At 65.1% G+C, this 20148-nt stretch carries 12 protein-coding genes; 7 read left to right on the top strand and 5 right to left on the bottom strand.

Features of this window, described 5'->3' with window-relative positions; all coding sequences use genetic code 11:
- Window positions 1-8: 8 nt before the first annotated feature.
- The 7 genes from DM374_RS14460 (at window position 9) to DM374_RS14490 (ending at window position 8647) form a co-directional block, all read left to right on the top strand.
- Window positions 9-1775, top strand: coding sequence for an ABC transporter ATP-binding protein (locus tag DM374_RS14460; RefSeq protein ID WP_110970453.1), 1767 nt, complete (start codon window positions 9-11; stop codon window positions 1773-1775).
- Window positions 1768-3606: an ABC transporter ATP-binding protein gene (locus tag DM374_RS14465; protein WP_110970454.1), complete on the top strand. Its 1839-nt coding sequence runs from the start codon at window positions 1768-1770 to the stop codon at window positions 3604-3606. The genes DM374_RS14460 and DM374_RS14465 overlap by 8 nt, the downstream gene beginning before the upstream one ends.
- A gap of 217 nt (window positions 3607-3823) precedes the next feature.
- Window positions 3824-4972 (top strand): LLM class flavin-dependent oxidoreductase, encoded by a 1149-nt coding sequence (locus DM374_RS14470; protein ID WP_110970455.1) that lies wholly within the window; start codon window positions 3824-3826, stop codon window positions 4970-4972.
- Window positions 4973-5046: 74 nt separating this feature from the next.
- Entirely contained in the window at window positions 5047-6105 is a 1059-nt protein-coding gene (locus tag DM374_RS14475; RefSeq protein WP_110970456.1) for an ABC transporter substrate-binding protein, read from the top strand.
- Between the two features lie 351 nt (window positions 6106-6456).
- On the top strand, window positions 6457-6936 hold the full coding sequence (locus DM374_RS14480) for a VOC family protein (protein WP_110970457.1): 480 nt from the start codon (window positions 6457-6459) through the stop codon (window positions 6934-6936).
- Window positions 6937-7036: 100 nt separating this feature from the next.
- The gene (locus DM374_RS14485) at window positions 7037-8086 is read left to right on the top strand and encodes an NAD(P)-dependent alcohol dehydrogenase (RefSeq protein ID WP_110970458.1); all 1050 of its coding nucleotides are present in this window, start codon (window positions 7037-7039) and stop codon (window positions 8084-8086) included.
- A 300-nt stretch (window positions 8087-8386) separates the two neighbouring features.
- Window positions 8387-8647: a DUF1652 domain-containing protein gene (locus DM374_RS14490; RefSeq protein ID WP_095155206.1), complete on the top strand. Its 261-nt coding sequence runs from the start codon at window positions 8387-8389 to the stop codon at window positions 8645-8647.
- Between the two features lie 3 nt (window positions 8648-8650).
- Here DM374_RS14490 and DM374_RS14495 read toward each other — a convergent pair whose 3' ends face one another.
- The 5 genes from DM374_RS14495 to DM374_RS14520 all read right to left on the bottom strand — a co-directional run bounded on the left by DM374_RS14495 (window position 8651) and on the right by DM374_RS14520 (window position 20117).
- On the bottom strand, window positions 8651-10735 hold the full coding sequence (locus DM374_RS14495; protein ID WP_110970459.1) for a putative bifunctional diguanylate cyclase/phosphodiesterase: 2085 nt from the start codon (window positions 10733-10735) through the stop codon (window positions 8651-8653).
- 308 nt (window positions 10736-11043) lie between these two features.
- Window positions 11044-12528 carry an efflux transporter outer membrane subunit gene (locus DM374_RS14505; protein WP_110970461.1) on the bottom strand — a complete coding sequence of 495 codons (1485 nt, stop codon included), beginning with the start codon at window positions 12526-12528 and terminating at the stop codon, window positions 11044-11046.
- Window positions 12525-15638, bottom strand: a complete 3114-nt coding sequence (locus tag DM374_RS14510) for an efflux RND transporter permease subunit (RefSeq protein WP_110970462.1) — start codon at window positions 15636-15638, stop codon at window positions 12525-12527. Before DM374_RS14510 ends, DM374_RS14505 begins: the two co-directional genes overlap by 4 nt.
- A gap of 52 nt (window positions 15639-15690) precedes the next feature.
- The gene (locus DM374_RS14515; RefSeq protein WP_110970463.1) at window positions 15691-18789 is read right to left on the bottom strand and encodes an MdtB/MuxB family multidrug efflux RND transporter permease subunit; all 3099 of its coding nucleotides are present in this window, start codon (window positions 18787-18789) and stop codon (window positions 15691-15693) included.
- Complete coding sequence (locus DM374_RS14520; RefSeq protein ID WP_404821333.1) at window positions 18786-20117, bottom strand: MdtA/MuxA family multidrug efflux RND transporter periplasmic adaptor subunit; 1332 nt, start codon at window positions 20115-20117, stop codon at window positions 18786-18788. The genes DM374_RS14515 and DM374_RS14520 overlap by 4 nt, the downstream gene beginning before the upstream one ends.
- Window positions 20118-20148: the final 31 nt, after the last annotated feature.

Consider the following 20148-nt stretch of genomic DNA (forward strand, 5'->3'; position numbering starts at 1 on the left):
AGCCGTTCATGAGCCATCGACACCCGCTGCTGCGCAGCCTGGCGATCTACCGCGAAATGCCCTGGCGTTTCGCTCTGGTCGCCGGGCTGTTCGTCTTTATCAACCTGGGCCTGGTCTGGCAGCAATGGCTGATCGGCCACGCCCTCAACGACGTCACCAATGGCGTCGCGGTACAGCGTCAGGCCGATGGCAGCCCCGACAGCCATATCGCCTGGAGCTGGTTCTGGCTGATCTTCGCCGTCGCCCTCGGCCGCGCCGTGCTGCAATACGCCGCCGGGCTCGGGTCGCTGATCCTTGGACAGGCGCTGCTTACGCGCCTGCGCGAGCGCATTCTCGAACAGGTACTGCGCCTGCACCTGGGCTACCACTGGCAGCACGGCATGGGCGAAATCGTCACCCGCACCACCCGCGACGCTGACAAGGTCCGTGATGCCTTGGTGAGTTTCTGGCGACAACTGGTGGAAACCCCGCTGGTGGTGCTGGCCACGGTCGGCCTCCTGGGCTGGTATCACCCGCTGCTGGCGGTCGGGCCGCTGCTGCTGACCCTGCTCGGGCTGTACCTGTTCGTGCTGCAGACCGAGCGCCTGGTGGAACTGGACCGCGCCGTTGGCGCCGCCTATGACCGGGTCAACCAGGACCTCGCCGAAGGCATCGGCGCGGTGCGGGTGATCAAGTCGTTCGGCCTGCAACAGCAGCGCATCGACGGTTTTACCGAACAGGTCCGGCAATTTTCCGGACTGGCCCGCCAGGCACTGGCCTGGGCCAGCTCGCGGATTCCGCTGCCGCAAGCGCTGGTAGCGCTGGGGCATGTGTGGATTCTGGTGGTGGGCGCACAACTGGTGGCCGCCGGCAAGATCGGCATCGGCGAACTGGTGACCTCGCTGCTGATCGCCACGACCCTGGTGTTCCGCATCGAGGGCATTGGCCGGGTGATGCAGACCTTCGCCGACGCCCGCGCCTCGGCCGGACGCATCTGGCAACTGCTGGACGCCCCGACGCAGATCGAAAGCGGCCCGCGGCGCTTGCCTGAAGGGCCGCTGGGGCTGCAACTGGAAGAGGTCAACGTCAGCGCGCCGGGCAGCGAGCGAGACATTCTGCGCCAGTGCTCCTTGCTGCTGGCACCGGGTGAAGTGGTGGCGCTGGTCGGCGCCACCGGCACCGGCAAAAGCCTGCTGGCCAGCCTGCTGCCACGGCTGACCGACGCCGGCAGCGGCCGGGTGCTGATCGGCAATCAGGCCGGTGGCTGGCAGGACGTGCGCGCGCTGGACCTGGCCGACCTGCGCCGCCGCGTTCACGTGCTGCCGCAGGAAAGCTTCCTGTTCGCCGACACCCTGGCCGCCAACCTGCGCCTGAGCGCGCCCGCCGCCAGCGACGCCGAACTGCTCGACGCCCTGCACCGCGCCGCCGCCGACGACATTCTCGAACGCCTGCCGCTGGGGCTCGACAGCCCGCTGGGCGACCGTGGCGTGACCCTTTCCGGTGGTCAGCGCCAACGCCTGTGCCTGGCCCGCGCGCTGCTCGCCGCGCCGGACCTGCTGTGTCTCGACGACGCCACCAGCGCCCTCGACGCCATCAGCGAACGCCATGTGCTGGACAACCTGCGCCGACCTGGCGGGCCGACCCTGCTGCTGATCGCCAGCAAGGCCAGCACCGTGCAACGTGCCGACCGGGTGTTGCTGCTCGACCAGGGCCGCATCGTCGACAGCGGCCCGCACGCCGAACTGCAACGCCGCAACCCGGCCTACTGCGACCTGCTGGGGATCGACCATGAGTAAGACCGCAAACAACACGGCCATGAGCGACATCGAGATCGAAGAACGCCTGGCCAAGAAGTCCCTCGACCGCAGCATGCTGCAACGCCTGCTGCCGCTGCTCAAACCGGTGCGGCGCCAGGTCGGCTGGGTGATCGTCCTGGAACTGATCCTGGTGTTCACCGTGTTCCTGCGGCCGTGGTTCGTCCGCGAACTGCTCGACCGCGGTCTGGTCCACAACGGCAACGCCTGGCTGCTGGACCTGCCGCTGGTGCTCTGGCTCGGCGCCGGGCTGGCCGCCAGTTGGCTGGGGCGCATCCTGCTCGGCGGGCTGTCGCAGTACATCGCCGGCAGCGCTGCCATCGAAGTGCTCAATCAGTTGCGGGTGCGGGTGTTCGCCCATGTCCAGTCGCTCAGCGTCGGCTACTTCGACCGCACCCGCGCCGGGCGCATCCTGTCACGGGCCGACCGTGATGTGGATGCCCTGGAACCGCTGCTGATCCAGGGCCCGCCGGAACTGCTCGGTGCCCTGCTGCGCTGCACCCTGGCGGGCTTGATGCTGTGGCTGATCACGCCGTTGTTCTTCTTCAGCCTGATCGCCAGCGTACCCCTGCTGTTTATCGCCACCTGGGCATTCAAGCGGGTGGCCCAGCGCAACTGGGCGAAGGTCGCCGAGCAACGCAGCCGCTTTACCGCGCACCTGGTGGAAAGCGTCAGCGGCGTGCGCCTGCTGCAACAGAGCGGCCGTGAAGGTGAGAACCAGCAGCGCTATCGCGGCCTGCTGGATGACTTCAACAACGCCCTGATCACCGGCAGCATGCGCTCCGGCTGGTTCGCCCCGTTCACCGCCCTGCTCGCTGCCACCGGCATGGCCGTGCTGGTGCTGGTGGGCGGTTATTCGCTGGCCGAGGGCACAGTGACCGTGGGCCAGGTCGGCGAAAGCCTGTTCTACGTGATGCTGTTCCTCGGCCCGCTGCAAGAACTCACCGACCTGTTCGAACGCTATGCCACGGGTTCTGCGTCGGCGCAGCGAATCTTCCTGCTGCTCGACACCGCGCCGCAGATCCTCGACCCGCAAAACCCGCTGCCGTTGCCACGGGTGCAGGGCGAGGTGCATTTCGAACGGGTTCGTTTCGCCTACCAGCCTGGGGCCGCAAAACCGGTGATCGACAACCTCGACCTGCGCATTCGCGCCGGTGAGGTACTGGCCATCGTCGGCCCCTCCGGGCATGGCAAAAGCACTTTGGTGCAGTTGCTGACGCGGTTCTACGAGGTGGACGACGGCGCGGTGAAACTCGACGGCGTGGACATTCGCCAACTGAGCCAGCAGCAACTGCGCCGGCATGTGGGCGTGGTGCTACAGGACAACGTGCTGTTCGCCGGCAGTATCCTCGACAACCTGCGCCTGGCCGCCCCCGGCGCCGACGACGCGAGCCTGATCGCCGCCGCACGGGAACTGGGTGCCGATGAAGTGTTGGAACGCCTGCCGCATCAATACGCGACCCAGGTCGGCAGCCTCGGCAGCCACCTCAGTCACGGCCAGCGGCAACTGGTGTGCCTGGTCCGCGCTTACCTCGCCAACCCGGCGGTGCTGGTGCTCGACGAAGCCACCTCTGCAGTCGACGTGCACACCGAACGACGGATCCAGCGCGCCCTGCGCCGGCTTTGCGAAGGGCGCACGGCAATCATCATCGCCCACCGCCTGGCGACCATTCGCGACGCCGACCGCATCGTGGTGATCCGCCAAGGCCAGGTGCAGGAGCAAGGCGCCCATCGGCAGTTGCTGGAGGCGAATGGCGCGTATGCGGCGCTGTATCGCAGCTATGAGCAGCGCGGCGAGCTGGTGGAGGGCTGATGTTGCATCCGCTACAGCGGCTGCTTTTGGGGTGCTGCTCAGGCAGCAGCCCCATGGGTAGGTGGTCGTCTGTTCGGGCCTCATCGCTGGCAAGCCAGTTCCCACAAGACCAGCATTTACGGGACCTTGTGGCAGCTGGCTTGCCAGCGATGGGGCGCCTCCAACCACCGTGGCACGCCGGTTGCACCACCCCTTCCACATCCACTGAGGACCTGCCATGAGCACCGAATTCTTCTGGCGTCTGCCACTGGGCACCGACGGCCCGCAACTGACCACCGACAAGCACAACCGCGGCAGTTTCGCCGGCCGCCACGGGCATATCGCACCAGGGCTGCTGGCCGACGGCACGCCGGACGGTTTCACTTACATCGACTACATCGCTCAGGTGGCCAAGGCCGCCGAACTGGCTGGCTTCGAGGGCGCACTGCTACCCACCGGCCCGGAGCCGTGGATCGTCGCCGCCGCGCTGGCCCGGGAAACCCGGCGCTTGCGTTTTCTGATCGCCTTCCAGGCCACCTGGACCCTGCCCGCCTATGCCGCGCAGCAAGCGGCGATTCTCCAGCACCTGAGCCACGGCCGTCTGGACTGGAACATCATTACCGGCGGCAACCCGGCCAGCCAGCGCGCCCAGGGCGATTACCTCGACCACGACCAGCGCTACCAGCGTACCGGCGAGTTCCTCGACATCATCCAGGGCCTGTGGGCCAACGAGCGCTTCAGCTACGACGGTGAGGTCTACCAACTGGAAAACGGTTCCCTGCCGCCGGGCCTCGGCAACGAACGCAAGCCGGGGGTGTATTTCTCCGGTTTCTCCGACCCGGCACTGGACGTTGCCGCGCGGCATGCCGATGTCTACCTGAACTGGGCCGAACCGGTGGACCAGCTCAAGCCGCACATCGAGCGCGTGCGCGAGCTGGCGGACAAACAAGGCCGCAGCGTGCGCTTCGGCCTGCGCGTGGACCTGTTCGCCCGGGAAACCGAAGAAGCCGCCTGGGCTGACCTGCGCCGCCAGTTCGACCGGATCGAAGGCAAACCCAGCGTGGTCTCCAGCGCCTTCACCCGCGCCAGCGACTCGGTCGGCGCGGCGCGCCAGACGGCCTACCACCAGAACATCCAGCGCTTCGACGACCTGATCCTCGGGCCTAACCTCTGGGCCGGTTTCGCCAAGGCCAAGCCCGGCCCGACGGTCGGCCTGGTGGGCAGCCACCAGAACATCGCCGAGCGCCTGGCGGAGTACCGCGACGCCGGCTTCTCCACCTTCATCCTGGCGGGCAATCCACACCTGGAAGAAGCCCTGCGCATCGGCCAGGAAGTGTTGCCACTGCTGCGCGAACGCAAGCCCGAAGCGCTCAAGGCCAGCGCCTGAGCGCACCCCACAAGGACAGGCCGAATACACCACTGGCCGGATAACCGGCCACTTTGCAAGGACCAGATCCGCACATGAGCAAACCCCTCGATACCCTCTGGTACACCCATAGCCCGGTGCCCACCGGCCTCGGCATTGCCGTGCAGACCGGTCGCCTGGCCGAAGCCTTCGCCCCGCAGGGCACCTCGATCCAGTCCCTGCGCGAATCCAGCGAACGGGAAGTGCGAGAAGCGCACTACGACCACCACCTGCGCAACTCGGTCCGCCACGGCGGCAACATCCCGGCCATCTGGGCCTATTCGGCCGGGGTCGATACGCGGGTGCTCGGCCTGAGCTGGGCGGATGAAGTGCAGTTGATCCTGACCACCGCCGAAAGCGGGGTAAAAACCGTCCGCGACCTGAAGAACCGACGTTTCGGCCTGCCGAAATGGGCCAACGTGCAAATCGATTTCACCCGCGCCCAGGCCCTGCGCGGCCTGGAAAACGCCCTGCGCCTGGAAGGCCTGAACGTGGCCGACGTCGAACTGGTGGACTACCCCTACGGCGGCACCCACAGTGACGAGCAGGTCACCCATGTACATGGCGCCGCCGTCTACCTCGGCGGCACCCGCATCAGCCGGCGCAACAACGAACTGATCGGCCTGCTGCGCGGCGATATCGACGCGATCTTCCTCAAGGGCGCCTCGGCCCTGCAACTGGCCTACGAACTGGGCCTGCACGTGGTGATCGACACCGGCTCCCACCCCGATCCCCTGATCCGCGCCAACAACGGCACACCGCGCACGCTGACCGTGGACATCAACCTGCTGAACGAGCATTTCGGCGCGTGTAAACGCATCGTCGATGTGCTGCTGCGCACCGAGCAATGGGCCTGGGCCAACCCGGACGAAACCCGGCGTTACCTGGCCCGCGAGCTGAACACCAGCGAATACTGGGTCGCGGCGGCCTATGGCGAGGATGCGCACCGACGCCTGCGCACCACCCTGGACAGCCGCTCGATCACGGCTTTGCAGGACTTCACCGATTTTCTCTACCGCTGGCAGTTCATTCCGCGGCATTTCGATGTGCGCGACTGGATTGATTTCAGCGTGCTGGAGGCGGTGATTGGTTCAACGTCGCGGGTGGCGACCTGAATGGGGACCAGGGGCTAGCCGACAGGTTTTCAGCGCTCTCAAGATCGAGCGCCGCCCGCGCGGCGCATCGCGAGCGAGCTCGCTCCTACAACAGGTAGGTTGCAACGTGCCATGGCCTGTGAGAGTTGGGCTGCCCGCCCTTGGGGTTTGGCGATAAATCGTGGGGAGGCTGTTGAGGCCTACTCGATGCAACCTACCTGTTGTAGGAGCGAGCTTGTCGGGGCGCCGAACCGTCGCGATGCGCCGCGCTAGCGGCGCTCGGTCTTGAAAACACTAGAAAACTCCCATCATGCGCCTGGCAGTCGTGACCCAGGGGCTAGACTCAGTCTTCACGACTCGGGAGCCCCCGCCATGACCGCCAAGAACACCATCTGCCTCTGGTACGACCACAATGCCCTGGAGGCCGCCACTTTCTACGCCGCCACCTTCCCGGACAGCGCCGTCACCGCCGTGCACGAAGCCCCCGGCGATTACCCTTCGGGCAAGCAAGGCGATGTGATCACCGTGGAATTCACCGTCATGGGCCTCCCCTGCCTGGGCCTCAACGGCGGGCCCGTCTTCACCCATAACGAGGCGTTTTCCTTCCAGGTCGCCACCGACGACCAAACCGAAACCGACCGCCTGTGGAACGCCATCATCAACCACGGTGGCGAAGCCAGCGCCTGCGGCTGGTGCCGGGACAAATGGGGTATTTCCTGGCAGATCACCCCGCGCGTCCTCACTACCGCCATCGCCAGCCCGGACCGCGCCGCAGCCAAGCGCGCCTTCGAAGCCATGATGCAGATGAGCAAGATCGACATCGCCACCATCGAGGCTGCGTTCAAGGGCTGATCGCGAGGATCAGGCAAGAACACGGTCGAAATGGGTTACCGGCGCTCGCCGCTTCGCGCGGAACATGGGCCTGTCTTCACCCCTTCTCAGGAGTCCTTTCATGCAAGTCATCGCCTACGGCGCCCATGCCAGCGACAAACCACTGGAACCGCTGACCATCACCCGTCGCGAGCCCGGTGCCCACGACGTGCAGATCGACATCGCCTTCTGCGGCATCTGCCACTCCGATCTGCATCAGGTCCGCTCCGAATGGGAAGGCACCCAGTACCCGTGCGTACCCGGCCATGAAATCGTCGGTCGCGTGACCCACGTCGGCGCCCACGTCAGCGGCTTCAAGCCCGGCGATCTGGTCGGCATTGGCTGCATCGTCGACAGTTGCAAGCACTGCGCTGACTGCGATGACGGCCTGGAAAACTACTGCGACGGCATGATCGGCACCTACAATTTCCCGACCCCGGACGCGCCCGGCTGGACCCTCGGCGGCTACTCGCAGCAGATCGTCGTCCACGAACGCTACGTCCTGCGCATCACCCACCCGGAAGAACAGCTTGCGGCCGTCGCCCCACTGCTCTGCGCCGGCATCACTACCTACTCACCGCTACGCACCTGGGGTGCGGGGCCTGGCAAGAAGGTCGGCGTGGTCGGCATCGGCGGGCTCGGCCATATGGGCATCAAACTGGCCCATGCCATGGGCGCTCACGTAGTGGCCTTCACCACCTCCGAATCGAAACGCGAAGCGGCCTTCGAACTGGGCGCGGACGAAGTGGTGGTGTCGCGCAACGCCGCGGAAATGGCAGCGCATGGCAAGTCCTTCGACCTGATCCTCAACACTGTCGCCGCGCCCCATGACCTGGATGCCTTCCTCGTGCTGCTCAAGCGCGACGGCACTCTGGCCTTGGTCGGCGCCCCGGCCACCAGCCACCCGTCCCCGAATGTGTTCAACCTGATCATGAAACGCCGTGCCATCGCCGGTTCGATGATCGGCGGCATCCCGGAAACCCAGGAAATGCTCGATTTCTGCGCTGCACACAAGATCGTCGCCGACATCGAACTGGTCCGCGCGGACCAAATCAACGACAGCTACGAGCGGATGCTCAACGGCGATGTGAAATACCGGTTCGTGATTGATAACGCCACGCTGGCGGGTTGATGCCCAAGGTGACCGCTACGCAGAGAATCTGAAAAAAGGGCGTTTGCATCCGTCTATCGGAAAACCACAGACCACGACGCAAGCCCGACGAGCGGTCACCACCACCCAAACATCAGGGAAAACGTTTGCTCTGCACATCAGGATCACGCGGAATGTGACAACCATCAAGGAACAGGGAAAACAACCGGGAATTATTCCCGTTCACGCTGTCCATTGCTGCTATGGTTAGTCACTGGCCCCAAAGGCCCAGATTCGGGACGTCATTCAGGGTTATCGGCAGCACGATACAAGGAGGCCTGTATGAACAAGCTCACGTTTCCAGGCGCATGCCAGATGATGCGCTGGCATTTCCATCCGCTGGGCTTCGAAGCCACCATGGACGCCCCGCGCAGCATGGTTGCCCGTCTTTTCGACCGCGCCACCGGCGAGACCTTGCTGGCCATTGCCGGCATCCCCTGCTCCACCGTCATGGCCGCCCACGATGTGGAACGGATCATCGAAGCGGTGGAGGACGAACTGGAAGCCTTCCAGCCGTCCTGCGCTCTGCAGCGCACCGCCTGACCGTCAGGGTCGGGCCTGGCTAGCCATCACTTTCTCGATATCACTCAGAAAACGCTCGGGCGGCACCGGCTGGCCGAGCAAGTAACCCTGCAACGAATCACACCCCAGCCGTGTCAGGAAATCCTGCTGACGGTCGGTTTCCACGCCTTCGGCAACGATCCGCAAACCCAAAGCCTGCCCCAGGGCGACGATTGCCGAGACGATCGCCGCATCATCACTGTCGTGCTCCAGGTCGCGGACAAAACCGCGGTCGATCTTCAGCTCATTGGCCGGCAGGCGCTTGAGGTACATCAGGCTCGAATAGCCGGTGCCGAAGTCATCGATCGACAAATCCACGCCCATGTCCGACAGGCGCTGCAGCACGCAGAGGCTGGCGTCGGCATCGTGCATGGCGGTGGTTTCGGTGATTTCCAGGGTCAGGCTGTTGGGCGGCAGGTTGTTGCGTTCGAGCGCTGCGGCCACGCTGTCGACCAGCCCGGCATGACAGAACTGGATGGCCGAAAGGTTCACTGCAATCCGCCAGTCACTGTGGCCCTGGTCGAACCAGATGCGCATCTGCCGGCAGGCTTCTTCCAGCACCCATTCGCCAATGGGAATGATCAGGCCGGTCTTTTCCGCGAGAACGATGAAACGGTCCGGCAGCAGCAGGCCCATGCTCGGGTGATCCCAGCGCAGCAGCGCCTCGGCACCGATTGGATGGCGGCCCACCGCGTCGAACTTGGGCTGGTAGAACAGCCGGAACTGCTTCTGCTCCACCGCTGTGCGCAGGTCCTGAAGCAACTGCAGTTGCAGGCGCGCGTTGCTGTTCATCGACACGTCGAAGAAGCTGTAGCCGTTTTTGCCGGCGTTCTTGGCGTGATACATGGCGGCGTCGGCGTTGCGCAGCAACTCGTGCTGGTCGTTGCCATTGCCAGGGTAGAGCACGATGCCGATGCTGGCGGAAATCTGCAGGCTCTGCTCCGCGACGCGGAAGGAGCGGGAGACCAGATTGACCTGTTTTGCCGCGACGCTGACCGCGTCGTCCGGGTCTTCCAGCTCAACCAGCAGAACGAATTCGTCACCGCCAATCCGCGCCAGGGTGTCCTGGCTGTGCAGGTGGCCGCGCAGGCGCAGGGCGACTTCCTTGAGCAACTGGTCACCGGTGTGGTGGCCGAAGGCATCGTTTACCGGCTTGAAACCGTCGAGATCGATGAACATCAACGCAAAACAACCGCCATGTTCCGCCACTTTGCTCATTGCCTGGTCGATGCGGTCGGCCAGCAAGGTGCGGTTGGGCAAGCCGGTCAGGGTGTCGTGCAACGCCAACTGGGTGAGTTCCTGGTTGGCGAGGGTCAGCGAGCGCGCCAGATCGGCGGTGCGCGCCTCCAGACGGGCGTCCAGCACCGAGGTCAACAAGGCCACGGCGAGCACCGCCAGGGTGGTGATCAGCACCAGATAATCGAGGCCGTCGCCACTCACGCCCTCGTTGAAGGCACCGCAGAAACTGCCGTCGGGGAAGTTCGCCGCAGCCATGCCGGTGTAGTGCATGCCGACGATCGCCACCCCCATGACCACCGCTGCCCCGCCGCGCACCTGGCGCACATACGGCGTGTGGCGGCGCAGGTGAAAGGCGATCCACAGCGCCGCCATCGATGCACCGACCGCAATCAGCAGCGACAGGCCAAACAGCGCAACGTCGTACTCGATACCCGGCTGCATGCGCAACGCCGCCATGCCGGTGTAGTGCATGCAACTGATGCCCGCGCCCATGATCCCGGCGCCCAGCAGCAACATGTGTAGCGGCAGGCTGGTCTGGCTGACCAGCCACAGGGCAAAACCCGAAGACAGCACGGCGATGACCAGCGACAGCACAGTCAAGGTGAGGTCATAGCCCAACTGGATCGGCAGGCTGAAGGCCAGCATGCCGATGAAATGCATCGACCAGATGCCCATGCCCATGGCCAGCGCGCCACCGCCCATCCACAGATAGACCGCCCGCCCCTTGGCGGTGGCCAGGCGTCCGGTGAGGTCAAGGGCGGTGTAGGAAGCGAGGATCGCCACGCAGAGCGATATGACGACCAGAGTAGGTGAGTAACTGCCAATCAACATGAGGCTTTCCACGAATGGGGCTGGAGAGGGCAATTTGCCAGCCCATAAAAGCCGATGATTGTACTCAACCTTTCGCGAAACGCACGGAGTTTCAGCCGGTTGGTGAGGGGATTTTGCCGGGGGCCATCAAGGGGGTGCCTGGGGTGGGATTTCGCCATTTTTGTGGCGACCCTGCGGGCCTCATCGCCGCAAGGCCGGCTCCCACCGGCACTGGCTGAACGCGATTTCAGGTATCTGGCGCAGAACCTGTGGGAGCCGGTCTTGCCGGCGATGAGGCCGGCTGGAACAACACTGTTGCGCTGCCCGCGTCACTCCTCGGTAAACGACTGCTGCGCATCCCAGCCACCACCCAAGGCCGCAATCAACTGCACGCTGGCCACCAATCGCCCCTGCAACAGGGTCAGCGCACTGCGCTCGTTGCTCAAGGCGGTGGTTTGCACGTTGACCACGTCCAGATAACCGATCAGCCCTGCCCGGTACTGGTTCTCGGTCAGGCGCAGCGATTCACGCGCCGATTCCAGCGCCTCCTGGCGCACATTCGCCTCGTCGCCGTAGACCTTGAGCTGGACCAGGTAGTTTTCCACTTCGCGGAAGCCATCCAGCACGGTCTGCCGGTACTGCGCCACGGTCTGGTCATAGACCGCCACCGTCCGGTCGACTTCCGCCGAGCGCTTGCCGGCATCGAACAAGGTCATGGCCAGGCTCGGGCCCACCGACCAGAAACGGTTCGGCAAGCTGATCCAGTTGCTGAAGGTGCTACTGCTGTAGCCACCGCTCAAGCTCAGGCTCAAATCCGGGAAGTAAGCGGCCCGGGCCACGCCGATACCGGCGTTGGCAGCCATGACCTTGCGCTCGGCCGAGGCGATATCGGGACGCCGCTCCAGCAGTTGCGACGGCAATTCCAGCGGAATCTGCGGCAACCCCGGGATAGTGGTAGTCGGCGCCAGGGCGAACTCCGCCGGCAGCTTGCCCATCAGCACGGCAATGGCGTTTTCCAGTTGCGCGCGCTGCCAGACCAGGTCCACCAGGTCTGCCTCGGTACTCTTGAGCTGGGTTTGCGCCTGGGCGACCGCGTCCTTGCCGGAAACGCCCGCCTTGTACTGGTTCTGGGTCATTTTCAGCGAACGCTGATAGGTCGCCAGGGTCGCCTCGAGCAAGCGCTTCTGTTCGTCAATCACGCGCAGTTGCAGGTAGTTCTGCACCAGCTCGGACTGGAGGCTCAAGCGTATCGCCGCCATGTCGGCCAGGCTCGCTTCGGCACTGGCCTCGTCGGCATTCAGGCCTTCACGCAGCTTGCCCCACAGGTCGATTTCCCAACTGACACCCAACTGGGTGCTATAGGTGTCGCGGATACCGCTGCTGTTGTTGCTCAGGCTCGAACTGCTGCTGCCCGTGCCCTGGCTCGAACGGGTCTTGCCGGCGCTCAGGTCGAGGCTGGGGAACAGCGACGCCCGCGAGCTGCGCACCAGGGCCTGGGCCTGCCGGTACTGGGCCTCGTACTGGCGCACGGTCTGGTTGCTGGCATTGAGCTGCTCGACCAGGCCGTTCAGTTGCGCGTCGCCGTACAGCTCCCACCAGGCGCCACGGGCCAGGGCGTCGGACGGGTTGGCCTGGGTCCAGCCTTCGGCATGCTTGAACGGCACCGCGGTGTTCATCTCCGGGCGCTGGTAATCGGGGCTCAGGGTACAGGCGCTGAGCATCGCCACGCACAGGCTGGCAGCCAGCAGGCGCGAGCCCCGGGCGCCGAGCAGGCGCAACAGCGAAGAATCGGAAAGCAAGACAGGTTGACTCATAGCGGGGTTTCCAGGGCTGCGTCGGTCCGCACTCCGCGCCAACGGTTGAAGCGATGGCGCAGGCGGTCCAGATAGAGGTAGACCACCGGGGTGGTGTAAAGCGTGAGCACTTGGCTGAAGACCAGGCCGCCAATGATGGTCACACCCAGCGGCTGGCGCATTTCCGAGCCTTCGGCGGTGCCGAGCAACAGCGGCAAGGCGCCGAGGATCGCGGCCAGGGTGGTCATCAGGATCGGCCGCAGGCGCAGCAGGCAGGCGCGGCGGATCGATTCTTCCGGGTCCAGGCCTTCATTACGCTCCAGTTGCAGCGCCAGGTCGATCATCAGAATGGCGTTTTTCTTGACCACGCCGATCAGCAGGAACAGCCCCAGCAGCGAGATCAGGCTGAACTCGCCACCGGTGACGTACAGCGTGAGCAAGGCCCCTACCCCGGCCGACGGCAAGGTCGAGAGGATGGTCAGCGGATGAATGTAGCTTTCGTACAGGATGCCCAGCACCAGGTACACCAGCACCAGAGCGCCGAGGATCATCAGCGGCTGGCCTTGCTGGGTCTTGCTGAAGGCGTCGGCCGTGCCGCCGAGCTTGGCGATCACCGACTCCGGCAGACCGACCTTGGCCACCGCCCGCTCCACCGCGGCCAGGGCCTGGTCGGGGCTATAGCCTTCGGCGACGTCGAAGGAAATGTCCTCGGAGGCGAACTGTCCTTCGTGGCTGACCCGGTCGTTGGCCAGGCTGTTCTCGTAACGGGCGAATGTCGACAGCGGCACCCGCGCGCCATCGGCGGTAATCACCTCGACCTGCTCCAGGGTACTTGGGTCCTGGGCATATTTCGGGTTGATCTCCATCACCACCTGGTACTGGTTGAGGCTGTCGTAGATGGTGGAAATCTGCCGCTGGCTGTAGGCGTTGTTCAGCACCGCCGTAACCATGCTCATGTCGATGCCCAGGCGCTTGGCCTGCTCGCGGTCCACCACCAGGGTCACCTGCTGGGTGCCGCTGCCGTCACGGGCGTCGATGGCGGTCAGTTCCGGCAGCGCACGCAGCGCCGCCACGACTTTCGGGTACCAATCGCGCAGCGCCTGCAAATCACCGCTCTGCAAGGTGTAGAGGTACTGCGAGGTGCTCTGGTCGCGGCCACCGCCGCCCAGTTGCAGGTCCTGGTCGGCCATCAGGAACAGGCGGCCGCCCGGCACCTGCGGCATGTCCTTGCGCAGTCGCTCGATGACCTTTTGCGCGTCCAGCTTGCGCTCGGCAATCGGCTTGAGGCGCACCAGCACCATGGCGTTGTTGGTGCCGCTGTTGCCGCCGATAAAGCCGGCCACGCTCTGCACCGCCGGGTCGGCGAGCAAGGCGCGGCGGTAGATTTCCATCTTCGGCTGCATCACGGTGAACGACAGGCCGTCGTCGCCGCGGATGAAGCCCTGCAACTGGCCGGTGTCCTGCTGCGGCATCAGGGTCTTGGGCACCACCACATACAGCGCGATGTTCACGCCGATGGCCAGCAGCAGGCTGAACAGGGTCAGCTTGCGATGGCGCAGCGCCCAGCCGAGGCTGCGGTCGTAGCCGGCGATCATGCGTCGGTTCAGGCTGTCGCTCCAGCGTTGCAGGCGGGTCTGTCCGGCGTCGTGAGCATGGGGCTTGAGCCAGCGGGCGCAGAGCATCGGCGTCAGGGTCAGCGACACCACCAGGGAGACGATGATCGCCGACGCCATGGTGATGGAGAACTCGCGGAACAGCGCATTGACGATGCCGCCCATGAACAGGATCGAGACGAACACCGCCACCAGCGACACGTTCATCGACAGCAGGGTGAAACCCACTTCCTTGGCCCCGAGATAGGCCGCGCGCATCGGCGGCTGACCGTCCTCGATATGCCGGGAAATGTTCTCCAGCACCACGATGGCATCGTCCACCACCAGCCCGGTGGCAAGAATCAGCGCCATCAACGACAGGTTGTTCAGCGAGAAACCGCACAGGTACATCACCGCGAAGGTGCCCACCAGCGACACCGGCACCGCCAGGGTCGGGATCAGCGAAGCACGGAAGTTGCCGAGGAACAGGTAGACCACCAGGATCACCAGCACCACCGCGATCAACAGGGTGTGCTCGGCTTCCTTGAGGGTCGCCTTGATCACCGGCGAGCGGTCCATGGCGATGTTCAACTGGACGCTGGACGGCAGCAGCGACTGCAGGGCCGGCAACTGCGCCTTGATCTGCTCCACAGTCTCGATGATGTTGGCGCCGGTCTGGCGGTTGATCACCAGCAACACCGCCTCGTCGTCGTTGAAGAAGCCACTGTTGTAGCGGTTTTCCACGCCGTCGCTGACTTTCGCCACATCGCTCAGGCGCAGCACCGAACCGTTCTGGTAACGGATCACCAGTGGCTCGTAGTCCTTGGCTTTCTCCAGTTGGTCATTGGCGCGCACCTGCCAGTTGCGTCCGGCATCCTCGACGAAGCCCATGGGCCGGCGCTGGTTGGCCGCCGCCACTGTCTCGCGTACATCGTCCAGGGACAGGCCGTACTGGGTGAGCCTCTTCGGTTCCAGCTCGATGCGCACCGCCGGCAGCGAACTGCCGCCGATCTGCACCTCGCCGACCCCGGACACCTGGGACAGGCTCTGGGACAGGATGGTGGAGGCCAGGTCGTACAACTGCCCCTTCTGCAACACCTCGGAAGTCAGCGACAGGACCATGATCGGCGCCTGCGACGGGTTGATCTTCTTGTAGGTGGGCATGCTGCGCATGCCGCTGGGCAAGAGGTTGCGCGTGGCGTTGATCGCCGCCTGCACCTCCCGCGCAGCGCCGTCGATGTCACGGTCGAGGTCGAAGCCGAGAATCACCCGGGTCGAGCCCTGGCTGGAACTGCTGGTCAGCGTGGTGACGCCGGCGATGGTGCCCAGCTTGCGCTCCAGCGGCGTCGCAACCGTGGCCGCCATGACCTCGGGGCTGGCCCCGGGCAGACTGGCCGAAACCACGATCACCGGAAAGTCCATCTTCGGCAGCGGTGCCACCGGCAACAGACCGAAGCTGACGCCGCCCAGCAGCAGGATCGCCAGGCTCAGCAGCATGGTCGCCACAGGGCGACGGATAAACGGGCCGGACAGGTTCAAGGGCAGCTCCAGGTGACAAGCTGCACGCTACGAGCAGGGTTGCGAAGGCTGATCACACCGGCTCCTCCACAACGTTCTGTTCAGGCTTGAAACGGCGCGCCAGACGATCGAAGTACAGGTAGATCACCGGTGTGGTGAACAGCGTGAGGACCTGGCTGACCAGCAGACCGCCCACCATCACCAGGCCCAGCGGCTGGCGCAGCTCGGCGCCGGAACCGGTAGCGAGCATCAGTGGCACGGCGCCAAACAACGCTGCCAGGGTGGTCATCAGGATCGGCCGGAAACGCAGCAGCGCAGCCTGGTAGATCGCGGTCTGCGGGTCCATGCCCTGGTGGCGTTCGGCTTCGAGGGCGAAGTCGATCATCATGATCGCGTTCTTCTTGACGATACCGATCAGCAGGATGATGCCGATGATGGCGATCATCCCCAGGTCGTTGCCGGTGAGGATCAGCGCCAGCAAGGCGCCCACCGCCGCCGACGGCAGGGTCGAAAGGATGGTGATCGGGTGGATGTAGCTCTCGTAGAGCACGCCGAGCACGATGTACATGGTCACCACAGCGGCGAGCACCAGCAGCAGCGTGCTCGACAGCGACGCCTGGAAGGCCTCGGCCGCACCCTGGAAGCGGGTCTGCACGCCCAGCGGCATGCCGATGTCCTTCTGCACCTGCTCGATAACCTGCACCGCCTCGCCCAGGGACACGCCCTCGGCCAGGTTGAACGACATCATCACCGCCGGGAACTGGCCGATATGAGCGATGGCCAGTTGCGCCTGACGCTCTTCGACACGGGCCAGCGCCGACAACCGGACCTGCGCGCCATCGGTGGTCTTGACGTAGATCTGGTCCAGCACCTTGGGGCCGATGCTCGACGCAGCAGCGGCCTGCAGCACCACGCGGTACTGGCTGGCCTGGGTGTAGATGGTGGAGATCTGCCGCTGGCCGAAGGCGTCATACAGCGCGTTGGTGATTTCCGAGACGGTCACGCCAAGCCGGCTGGCGGCGTCGCGGTCGATTACCAGATACACCTGCAGGCCCTTGTCCTGCAGGTCGCTGGCGACGTCGGTGAGTTCCGGCCGCTGTTGCAGGGTGCGCACCAGGGTGTCGCTCCAGGTCGACAGCAACTCGGCGTCCGGCGAGGAGAGGCTGAACTGGTACTGGGTGCGGCTGACCCGGTCTTCGATGCTCAGGTCCTGCACCGGCTGCATGAACAGGCGAATGCCGCTGAGGCGATCCACCTGCGGTTGCAGGCGGGCAATGACCTGGGCGGCGGTGAGGTCGCGCTCGCCGTGGGGCTTGAGGTTGATCAGCATGCGGCCGCTGTTGAGCGTCGCGTTGTCGCCATCGACGCCGATATACGACGACAGGCTCTCCACCGCCGGGTCTTCGAGGACCAGCGCGGCCAGTTCCTGCTGGCGCTGGCTCATGGCGGTGAAGGAGATTGACTGCGGCGCCTCGGAAATGCCCTGGATCACCCCGGTGTCCTGCACCGGGAAGAAGCCCTTGGGCACCACCATGTACAGCAGCACGGTCAGGCCCAGGGTCGCCACCGCCACCAGCAAGGTCAGCGGCTGGTGGCGCAAGACCCACTGCAGGCCGCGACCGTAATGCTCGATGAGCCAGTCGATCCAGGCGCCGCTGGCACGGTAGAAACGGCCCTGCTCTTCTTCCTTCGGCTCGCGCTTGAGCAAGCGCGCGCACATCATCGGCGTCAGGGTCAGGGACACCACCAGGGAAATCAGGATCGCCACCGCCAGGGTAATGGCGAATTCGCGGAACAGCCGCCCCACTACGTCGGCCATGAACAGCAGCGGGATCAGTACGGCGATCAGCGAGAAGGTCAGCGAGATCAGGGTGAAACCGATCTGCCGGGCGCCCTTGAGCGCGGCCTGCAACGGCGTCTCGCCTTCCTCGATATGGCGGGCGATGTTCTCCAGCATGACGATGGCGTCGTCCACCACGAACCCGGTGGCGATGGTCAGCGCCATCAGGGTCAGGTTGTTGATGGAGAAACCGGCCAGGTACATCACGCCGAAGGTGCCGATCAGCGACAGCGGCACGGCGATCGACGGAATCAGGGTCGCGCTGACCCGACGCAGGAACAGGAAGGTGACCATCACCACCAGGGCGATAGCGATCAGCAGTTCGTGCTGCACGTCCTTGACCGAGGCGCGGATGGTCTGGGTGCGGTCGGTGAGCACCACCACGTCGAGGCCGGCCGGCAGGTTGTCGGTGATCGACGGCAGCATCTCTTTGATGCGGTCGACCACCTCGATGACGTTGGCGCCCGGCTGGCGCTGGATGTTCAGCAGCACGGCCTGGTTCTGGTTGGCCCAGGCGGCCAGGCGCTCGTTCTCGGCGCCGTCGACGATCTCGGCGACATCCTTCAGGCGCAGCGGCGCGCCGTTGGCGTAGGCGAGGATCAGGTTGGCGTATTCCTCGGGGGAACGCAGTTGGTCGTTGGCGTCGAGCATCGACACCCGGGTCGGGCCGTCGAAGTTGCCCTTGGGCTGGTTGACGTTGGAGGCGCCGACCAGGGTGCGCACATCGGCAAGGTTCAGGCCCGCCGACGCCAGCGCCTCGGGGTTGACCTTGATCCGCACCGCCTGACGCTGGCCGCCGGCGATGCTGACCATGCCGACGCCGCTGATCTGGGCGATCTTCTGCGCCATGCGGGTATCGACCAGATCATTGAGCTTGGGCAACGGCATGGTTTTCGAGGAAATCGCCAGGGTCAGCACCGGGGTGTCCGCAGGGTTGACCTTGTTGTACACCGGCGGTGCCGGCAGGTCGCTGGGCAGCAGGTTGCTGGCGGCGTTGATCGCGGCCTGTACCTGTTGCTCGGCGACATCCATGTTCATTTCCAGGCTGAAACGCAGGGTCAGCACCGACGCACCACCGGAGCTGGTGGAGGCCATCTGGGTCAGGCCGGGCATTTGTCCGAACTGGCGTTCCAGCGGCGCGGTCACGGCGCTGGTCATCACCTGCGGACTGGCGCCGGGATAGAGGGTCATGACCCGGATGGTCGGGTAATCCACCTGGGGCAAGGCCGCCACCGGGAGCAGCTTGTAGGCGATCAGGCCGGCCAGGACGATGGCCAGCATGCTCAGCGTGGTGGCAACCGGACGGAGGATGAACAGCCGCGAAAGATTCATGCGCCAGCCTTGCCTTCACGGGCCGGACGCTCAGGCACAGCCGAGACGTCTTTCTTGTCCTGGCCTTGCAGGTGCTGGCCGGGCGTCGTCGGGACTTCAGTGGCGTCGTCGACGACTTCCACCACGGTGCCATCGCGCAGGCGGTCGGTGCCTTCCAGCACGACCCGCTCGCCCTTGGCCAGGCCTTCCTTGATGACCGTGCGCTCGCCGTCGCTGGCGCCCAGCTTGAGGGTGCGGATGTGCACCTTGTTCTCGGCGTCCACCACATAGACGAAGGTGCCGTTGGTGCCGAACTGGATCGCCGCCGCCGGGGCGGTGACCACGTCTTTCTGGGTGTCGGCGAGCAAACGCACATTGACGAACTGGTTGGGGAACAGCGCTTCGTCCTGGTTCTCGAAGCGCGCCTTGAATTTCAGCGTGCCGGTGGTGATGTCGATCTGGTTGTCGAGGCTGCGCAGCACACCGACGGCCTGCTGGCGGGTGTCGCCTCGGTCCCAGGCTTCGACCGGCAGTGGCGCGCCACTGCGGAAGCGTGCGAGCACGGTGTCGAGGTCGGTTTCCGGCAGAGTGAAGGCGACGCTGATCGGCTGGGTCTGGGTGATCACCACCAGCGCGGTGGTGTCGTTGGCCGCCACCAGGTTGCCCAGGTCCAGTTGGCGCAGGCCGAGGCGGCCACCGATCGGCGCGCGGATCTTGGTGAAGTCCAGGTTCAGCTTGGCGTCGTTGACCGCCGCCTGGTTGGTCTTGATCGTGCCTTGGTACTGCGCCACCAGCGCGGCCTGGGTGTCGAGGGTCTGCTTGGCGATACTGTCTTCGGCGAACAGGCCTTTATAGCGCGCCAGGTCGATCTGGGCGTTTTTCAGTTGCGCCTGATTCTGCGCAAGGGTGCCTTCGGCCTGCTGCAGGGCGATCTGGTAGCTGCGTGGATCGATCTCGGCGAGCAGGTCGCCGGCCTTGACCTGCTGGCCTTCCTGGAAGTGCACCTTGACCAGTTCCCCCGCCACCCGGCTGCGCACATTGACGGTGTTGGTCGCGGTGACCGTGCCCAGCGCCTTGTAATACAGCGGGAAGTCGCCCACTACGGCGGGCGCTACACGCACCGGCACCGTGGCCGTCGAGTTGCCGAAGCCCGGACGCCCCGGACCGCCCATGGGGCCGGCGCCACCACGGCGGCCAACAGCCGGCGTTTCGCCTTTGGCCGGGGCCTTGGAAGCCGTCGATGCCGGCCAGAGCCACCAGCACAAGCCAGCGACCAGCAACAGAATCAACAGGCTGAACAGCCAGCGACGGGAAGAACGGGAGGAAGATTGCATGGGTTGACCGACCATATCTGCGCAGGAAACTTTGAAGGAGGCTGAA

Origin of the sequence: Pseudomonas huaxiensis (assembly GCF_003231275.1) — a bacterium.
Classification (GTDB): Bacteria; Pseudomonadota; Gammaproteobacteria; order Pseudomonadales; family Pseudomonadaceae; genus Aquipseudomonas; species Aquipseudomonas huaxiensis.

Bases quoted from the DNA above. Each gene is read 5' to 3' on its own strand.
- DM374_RS14460 (WP_110970453.1), top strand. From the start codon at position 9: ATGAGCCATCGACACCCGCTGCTGCGCAGCCTGGCGATCTACCGCGAA.
- DM374_RS14465 (WP_110970454.1), top strand. From the start codon at position 1,768: ATGAGTAAGACCGCAAACAACACGGCCATGAGCGACATCGAGATCGAA.
- DM374_RS14470 (WP_110970455.1), top strand. From the start codon at position 3,824: ATGAGCACCGAATTCTTCTGGCGTCTGCCACTGGGCACCGACGGCCCG.
- DM374_RS14475 (WP_110970456.1), top strand. From the start codon at position 5,047: ATGAGCAAACCCCTCGATACCCTCTGGTACACCCATAGCCCGGTGCCC.
- DM374_RS14480 (WP_110970457.1), top strand. From the start codon at position 6,457: ATGACCGCCAAGAACACCATCTGCCTCTGGTACGACCACAATGCCCTG.
- DM374_RS14485 (WP_110970458.1), top strand. From the start codon at position 7,037: ATGCAAGTCATCGCCTACGGCGCCCATGCCAGCGACAAACCACTGGAA.
- DM374_RS14490 (WP_095155206.1), top strand. From the start codon at position 8,387: ATGAACAAGCTCACGTTTCCAGGCGCATGCCAGATGATGCGCTGGCAT.
- DM374_RS14495 (WP_110970459.1), bottom strand. From the start codon at position 10,735: ATGTTGATTGGCAGTTACTCACCTACTCTGGTCGTCATATCGCTCTGC.
- DM374_RS14505 (WP_110970461.1), bottom strand. From the start codon at position 12,528: ATGAGTCAACCTGTCTTGCTTTCCGATTCTTCGCTGTTGCGCCTGCTC.
- DM374_RS14515 (WP_110970463.1), bottom strand. From the start codon at position 18,789: ATGAATCTTTCGCGGCTGTTCATCCTCCGTCCGGTTGCCACCACGCTG.
- DM374_RS14520 (WP_404821333.1), bottom strand. From the start codon at position 20,117: ATGGTCGGTCAACCCATGCAATCTTCCTCCCGTTCTTCCCGTCGCTGG.